Source organism: Haemophilus paraphrohaemolyticus, from assembly GCF_002015045.1.
Classification (GTDB): domain Bacteria; phylum Pseudomonadota; class Gammaproteobacteria; order Enterobacterales; family Pasteurellaceae; genus Haemophilus_A; species Haemophilus_A paraphrohaemolyticus.
Genome location: NZ_MUXX01000020.1, coordinates 36,082 through 42,313, shown reverse-complemented (window position 1 = coordinate 42,313; position 6,232 = coordinate 36,082). Strand labels below are relative to the sequence as shown.

The following is a 6,232-nucleotide window of genomic DNA, read 5'->3' as shown; positions in this document are numbered from 1 at the left end:
CGATGTTTGGGTTGTACAGAAGATTTGAAGAATACGGAGAACACAATGAAAAAATTAAGCAATAACGCCAAATTAAACCCACCCAACATAACCCTCACACATAAACCAACATAAATGGGAAGAAATTTGATAAAGTGGGAAGAGGTGAGAAAGGTGGAATGAAACAGCGTTACATATACAGAAAAAAGAAAACCCAGCGACTTTTTACGGTCACTGGGTTTGTTTTTAGGATTGGGCGAACATATCAAACTGCCGTTTGGCAATTTCTTCCTTCTGCACGCGTTTCACGATTTTGTAAATCCATTGCAAAGATAAACCATACTTCTTAGCAAGGTAGGCGTGGTTATTGCCGGTGAACTCGTTGAAAATTTGCTTTTCACGCTCACAGGCAAAAAGCGACATCGACTTTGGCACATACACATTCAATCCGCCCCAGTTATGTCCTGTTTTCAACGCCACAATCATTCCGATATTTTCCGCCATTTCCGCATCAATATCAGGAAAGCATTCACGCACTGCCATCACCGTATATTTTGCCAAATCTGCCAATAAATCGGGAGCTTTGGTTTGAAAGTCATTATTGTCAAATTTGGCATCAATCATTATTTACCTACTCGTTTTTTCCACTGTTTTAAATGCTCAATAATAGCTGCCGTTTGCTCGCTATCTAGCTCACGCCAGTCCGTAATCTCGGTATAATAGCGCTGCACAAATGCATTCAACGCCGCAGAACTGTTTTCATCAGCCACAGCTTTCCATACAGCCCACAGCTTACGTTGTTGAGCAGAAAGCGTGGTTGAACCTTGCGGTAAGCGAATTTTCGCCCCTTTTTGTTGCAATATTTTGACCAGTTTCACTAGCTCTGAATAGCTTATATTTTTCGCGGAATTTTGGTAGAATTGCTGAGATAATAGACTTCGATAAGTCTCATCGTCCATCCCTAACTGACTTTTCCCAATATGCACCAGTTGCAATAATCGTTTTCTCATCGTTTACCCCTTAAAATTGCTTTCAATCGTTGTAAATTACTTTCCATTTTTGCCTTTTCCTGTGCCATTTCCTCCACACTTTTCGGCGGTGGTGGCGGAAGCTCAGGATATTCACGCCGTGGCAAGGCTTCCAGAAGCTGTTTTGGCGTAGGAAACCAATCACAAGTCTGTCCAAGCGTTATAAATGCTGTCTCAAACCGCACCTTATCCAACTCCATATCCCACGACTTTTTATAAGTAAGTACCCGATACCATGCTTCCAGCGTAGGCTGTATTACATCTTCCGTAGGTGAATTTTTCAGACGTAACAGTAACAACATTGCCACGCCTTGAGCCAGTACGGGTTTTAGCCATTGGTTATCTTGCCCCATTCTAAAGCTCCTTTTATTGCGTTCATTTTATTGCTTGCAAGCGGGCGATTTTGCTCGGAATTTTGCACCACCACCGATATACCAACAGGCTTATGGCTCGCAATAATTTCCAACAAATAACCGTGCGACTTCATCGGTAATTTCAATGCTTGCCGATTTGCCATCATCTGATTGATCGCATAAATCCACGCCTCTACAGGAGCAGCACATTCCACGCCATCACGTTTAATCTTGCCCGCCTGAATCATCGGTGTAAGCTCACCTAATAAAGTGGCAACACGGTCAAAGGTGAGCGAACTTTTGGCAGGGCGGAACAGCCCCAAATAGCGAATCAACGCCTCGCCCAGTTCACCACTCACCATCAATGCCGCATTCAGCGCCTCGCTCGCCGCTTGATTGGCAATTAACGCATCCAACGAATGCAACGCTCCGCACGCACTACATTTCACTTTCATTTTCGGTTCTCCTAATACAAGAAAACCGCCCGAAGGCGGTTTGATTTATCTTAAAAAGTAATGCTGAGTTTCATCAAAATCCCCTTCGCATTACTTACATACGCTTTGGCGTATTCCATTTGTTCTTTATCCAGCGATTTCTCTGCCTGTTCCAGTTGAATAATCGCTTGGCGAAGTTGCATTTTTAAGGCTTCTAGTGTGGAAATCATTGTCTTTTCTCCCGTTTACCTTGCCACGTTTTGCAGTAGGTTTTGCGCATGTTGCACCACTCACGTTGTTTGAGTGTTACCGCTTGTTTTGCCGCTTCTCCCCACAATTCACCAGCTCTGGCATAATTGCCCGAACGCTCCATTGCTGCTGCGGTTTCAGCCGCTTTGCGATAGGCTTCTTCGAGTACATCTCGATCTACTTTTGGTCTTCGGCTCATTTTCGCACCTCTTCATCATTCGGCTTAATGACAAACTCTTCTACATCCTCGCGAATGGTTACGCCTGAAATCGACCGAGCCACCTCAGGCTCCGCAAGCATTGCCTCTTTATTCAGCTCTTCTTTCGTGCGAATAAAGCGGAACAGCCCAAGATTGCGAAGGCTTTCCAAAATGCTATCAATCCCTTTTGCCACCACCGCAGGCGGTTTCGCACGCCATTGCACTTCGCCTGTGGTGAAATAAGCAGTTTTCTGCTTGCCACCGTTGGTCAGTTCTAACCGACGGCTCTCACAAAACGCTTGCACCGCCTTTTGTAACGGCTTCACTTGCTCTTTAAGAGCGGTTAATTTTTCCATATATTTTTCATCAACCACTGCTTTCTCGTCCGCTTGCAAGGTGGAAAGTCGGACCTGCTCACGTTCTAAATCGCCGATTTGCTTAATCGCCATCGCCACTTCATCTTGGGTTTGCAAGGTGATTTCTAATACTTCGCTTTTTACTCGTGTTGCTCGTTTAGCCATTGTTTAATTCCTTAGTAATTACAAGTCTGATTTTTCCGCATTTTCTACCCAATACTGCTTCAAGTTCGGTTTTATCGCCATTAGTTGAACCATTAAACTGTTTAATGCCACCAAATAATGCCTGTGTAATACCTTCGCGGTCATCAATGAGTGCTTTTGCTAAGGCTTTGCAGCAGATAAGAAAATGTTCAGGATCATTTGGTTTAATTGGTTTCATTTTTGTCATTGTTCGTTACTCCTTTCGTGCAAGTATAAGGATAAAAATCCGCGTTAATTTTGGGGGTTAAGCTGCCGTTATAGCTTTGCAGGTACACCACACCGTCCACACAAAGCTCACGGTAATTTATGTTTTTACCGCACCCAGCTAACAAAAATGCGGTCAAAATCAAAGTCAATTTCTTCATCATTGCCCCCTAAACCTGCATCACCACATCGCCATTCACTTTGGGCACCCCCAAACTTTCGGCTAAATTCATCGCGGCGGTAAGCAAATTGTTCGCCGCGAGCGGATAAAGCAGGCTGGTGGTGGTTTTATTTCTGCCCACCGCCGTTAAGCGTTGTCGTACTGCTAAAAACGCATCTTCTTCAAAAATGTCGCTCAATTTTTTGCCCACTTTTGCCAAGCGGAACGCCACATAGTTTTCCAATTCCGCATCGAGTGGGGCAAGTTCCACTACCTCACAGCGTTGCACCACTTCACGCACTTCTGTGTTGCGTTCGGAAAGTTTGAGTTTCAACTCAGGCTGACCAATCAACACAATGGAAATCAGCTTTTTAAACCCATCTTCCAACTCAAAAAAGCGTTTTAAGTGTTTCAAGGTTGGAATCGGCAACGAGTGCGCTTCTTCAATAATCAGCACGTTGGAATAGCCCGATTTGCAACTTTCTTTCAATACATTGTGCAACTGGCGGAAACGTGACTCGGGAGAACGTTTCACGCTTTGCAATGGCGCAAGGGTAGAAATAATTGCCTCCGCAATATGTGCCGCTTTCAGCGTTTTGCCCTTGATGTCGTTGTCTTCCATCGCAATGATGTAAGGCTCAATCACCGCAATCGGGGCGTTTTCCGCTCGAATGCGATCAATCAAATCACGACGCAGGGTCGATTTGCCCGCGCCTGATTCGCCCACAACAGCCATAAAGCCGCCGTGTTTTGCCGTTTGATACAACGCCTCACGTACATAACGAATATCTGACGTGGCGAAAACTTCGTCAGCCGAACGAATATCGACGGAAAAAGGGTCAATCGGCAGTAAAAAATGTTTCTTAGTGGCTGGAAATAAAGCCTGTTTTGCGAGTAACATAATCTCGTCCTTAATCTCTTTGGTTGTTTTAAGGGCGGAAGCGGCAGGCTCGGTCGCCAAACTTTCCCCTGTCGCTTCCTTTTCTAATAGCGTTGCAAGCGGTTGGTTTATCCCAATCTTTTGCAAAGACGCTATTAAACTCTTCTCAAATGCCGCCCACTCCCGCACCCGTTGATTATGGTTTATCAACTGGGAAATGGTCGCAGGCGACACTTTCATCATCTGTGCTAACTGCCTTAAGCTCACGCCTTTATCAATCAGCACCTGTTTTAACTTCAGCATAAAATGCTCCTTCAATCAGTCCCCCTCTTTTGTAAAGAGGGGGTAGGGGAGATTTTGGTGGTTAAGCGGCAAGCAATTTCAAATGCGACGTTTTAGGCTCTGGTGCCACAAACTCCGCTTTAAAATCCTCAAACCCCAAGCCCAATAGCCGTTCTGCTTCAAGTGGCGGCACACCTTGCGGGTATCTGCCATTCACCCATTGATAACACTCACCGTTCCACAATTCACCCCAGCGCGCTTTGCCATTTTTGGCAAATTCCACCACCGACATCGGTTTTTGCTCCACCCGTCGGGCGTTGGTGGTGAGTTCGTGTTCTTGACCTTTTTTCGGCATATACCAATTCAAGTCCGTATTCTCAATGTGTTGATATGGATTGATCTCCCCATTAAATAATGGTGCGTTGGCTTTCTTCGCTCGTTTCAACTCATCTTCGCTTTCTACACCATAAGCAAGTTGTTCAGCGGCTTCTTTATTGGCTTCAAATGCCGTTTTGCGATGTGCCTTGTATTCTTCGCCAATCATTGCCGCATCCACTCTAAAGCCTAGCTCGTTGATTTCCACAGGCTCTAACACCACCCAGTAAGGTTTTAGGCTCATCGTGCCATCATCAGCAAAAACTTGCTCAAAGCACTGCACCTGCACACATTCAGGGCGATAAGGATTTTTGCCTACCGTGATTTTCTCGCCGATTTTCACATCAGGCACATCACGCACATCGTATCGGCGATTTTCAAAGCTGATTTCCAGCTTATCTGTCACCAAGCGTTCTGTGAGCACAGTAATCATTAGCTCTTGGCAAATCTCCCGACTAGGTGGAATAGTAAGTTCTTCAGCACGAATGGTTTGCCACATCTGATAACGTGTTCGCCCATGACGAGAGTGTTTTTTAGTGCTGTTAAAATACCGCATCCATTGGTGAGCAAGCTGGTTTAACTCCGTCAAGCCACTCACATTCATAAACCGCAAACCGCTTTCAAACTGGCGTTCCACAATATCGTTGCCTTTTTCCACTTGCCCTTTGGCTCGGGCATTGTGGGCTTTCGGAATTTCCATTTTCACATCAAGTTGATGTAATAAATGAGTAAACATCTGAGATGTATTTGCTGTTCCTCGGTCAAACATTAGGATCTTTGGTACTCCATAGAAAGGTTCACTTGGGTTATCTTTCTTCTGAATGGCATTGATAAAACATTGGCTGACATTTTCCGCTGTTTCGCCACCGTAAACATATTCCACATAAATCACCCCGCTGGCGTGGTCAGTGATCACATATCGCCACACCCGTTGCGGTTCCACCTTTGCCACATTGGCAGGTTTGTTTTTGTAAAACTGTTCTGCCTCCATCACACACAACCCATTGCCTTTACCTGTTTCTTTCAAGTAATAAAGCACACACAAAGACGGGTCGATTTGCCAAACGTGGTTCGGGTGTCGGCTTTGCAACTGCACCACAGGGGCTGGGCGTAACATTTGATCAGGGTGAAGTCCTGCATTGCGTAACGCTCGCTCTACCGAACTGGCTGAATAAGGGCGAACTTCGCCTGTATTCTCATCGGTAAACTCTGCCTTAATTTTGTCATTGGCTCGTAAAATATTCATGACTTGCTCCAAGGTCATCATCGTTTTGCCATTGTTTCGTCGCATATGAAGCCAAGTTGAGTTAATCAATCTAAGCTCATCTTCATTTAGTTGATGTTTACCTTTATCACATCTCACTTTGCGACCGCTGGCAGGGCGAAAAGGCTTAATTTGTTTTAAGAAAGTACCCCGACTTAAACCGCAGGCGGTGCAGCCTTCTTCAATAATTTTCTCCTTCTCGCCAAACTTTGCCGTCTCCACAAGGTTTGCCCAGTGGGATAGCACACTCGGTAAAATTGCCATT

The 6,232-nt window shown here is 45.2% G+C and carries 11 protein-coding genes; all 11 read right to left on the bottom strand.

Features of this window, described 5'->3' with window-relative positions; all coding sequences use genetic code 11:
* Window positions 1–225 precede the first annotated feature (225 nt).
* The 11 genes from B0184_RS09760 to B0184_RS09715 all read right to left on the bottom strand — a co-directional run bounded on the left by B0184_RS09760 (window position 226) and on the right by B0184_RS09715 (window position 6,231).
* Entirely contained in the window at window positions 226–603 is a 378-nt protein-coding gene (locus B0184_RS09760; RefSeq protein WP_005708260.1) for a Mor transcription activator family protein, read from the bottom strand.
* On the bottom strand, window positions 603–989 hold the full coding sequence (locus B0184_RS09755; RefSeq protein ID WP_005708261.1) for a regulatory protein GemA: 387 nt from the start codon (window positions 987–989) through the stop codon (window positions 603–605). The genes B0184_RS09760 and B0184_RS09755 overlap by 1 nt, the downstream gene beginning before the upstream one ends.
* Window positions 986–1,360, bottom strand: a complete 375-nt coding sequence (locus B0184_RS09750) for a hypothetical protein (RefSeq protein WP_005708273.1) — start codon at window positions 1,358–1,360, stop codon at window positions 986–988. The genes B0184_RS09755 and B0184_RS09750 overlap by 4 nt, the downstream gene beginning before the upstream one ends.
* The gene (locus B0184_RS09745; protein WP_005708245.1) at window positions 1,336–1,815 is read right to left on the bottom strand and encodes a hypothetical protein; all 480 of its coding nucleotides are present in this window, start codon (window positions 1,813–1,815) and stop codon (window positions 1,336–1,338) included. The genes B0184_RS09750 and B0184_RS09745 overlap by 25 nt, the downstream gene beginning before the upstream one ends.
* Before the next feature lie 50 nt (window positions 1,816–1,865).
* Window positions 1,866–2,024: a hypothetical protein gene (locus B0184_RS10610; RefSeq protein ID WP_005708214.1), complete on the bottom strand. Its 159-nt coding sequence runs from the start codon at window positions 2,022–2,024 to the stop codon at window positions 1,866–1,868.
* Window positions 2,021–2,242 carry an ANR family transcriptional regulator gene (locus tag B0184_RS09740; protein ID WP_005708276.1) on the bottom strand — a complete coding sequence of 74 codons (222 nt, stop codon included), beginning with the start codon at window positions 2,240–2,242 and terminating at the stop codon, window positions 2,021–2,023. Before B0184_RS09740 ends, B0184_RS10610 begins: the two co-directional genes overlap by 4 nt.
* Entirely contained in the window at window positions 2,239–2,763 is a 525-nt protein-coding gene (locus B0184_RS09735; RefSeq protein WP_005708207.1) for a host-nuclease inhibitor Gam family protein, read from the bottom strand. Before B0184_RS09735 ends, B0184_RS09740 begins: the two co-directional genes overlap by 4 nt.
* On the bottom strand, window positions 2,756–2,989 hold the full coding sequence (locus B0184_RS09730) for a hypothetical protein (protein WP_005708205.1): 234 nt from the start codon (window positions 2,987–2,989) through the stop codon (window positions 2,756–2,758). The genes B0184_RS09735 and B0184_RS09730 overlap by 8 nt, the downstream gene beginning before the upstream one ends.
* Window positions 2,967–3,167, bottom strand: a complete 201-nt coding sequence (locus B0184_RS09725) for a hypothetical protein (RefSeq protein WP_039851147.1) — start codon at window positions 3,165–3,167, stop codon at window positions 2,967–2,969. Before B0184_RS09725 ends, B0184_RS09730 begins: the two co-directional genes overlap by 23 nt.
* 9 nt (window positions 3,168–3,176) lie before the next feature.
* Window positions 3,177–4,349 (bottom strand): AAA family ATPase, encoded by a 1,173-nt coding sequence (locus B0184_RS09720; RefSeq protein WP_005708271.1) that lies wholly within the window; start codon window positions 4,347–4,349, stop codon window positions 3,177–3,179.
* 61 nt (window positions 4,350–4,410) lie between these two features.
* Window positions 4,411–6,231 carry a DDE-type integrase/transposase/recombinase gene (locus tag B0184_RS09715; RefSeq protein ID WP_005708268.1) on the bottom strand — a complete coding sequence of 607 codons (1,821 nt, stop codon included), beginning with the start codon at window positions 6,229–6,231 and terminating at the stop codon, window positions 4,411–4,413.
* Window position 6,232 lies beyond the last annotated feature (1 nt).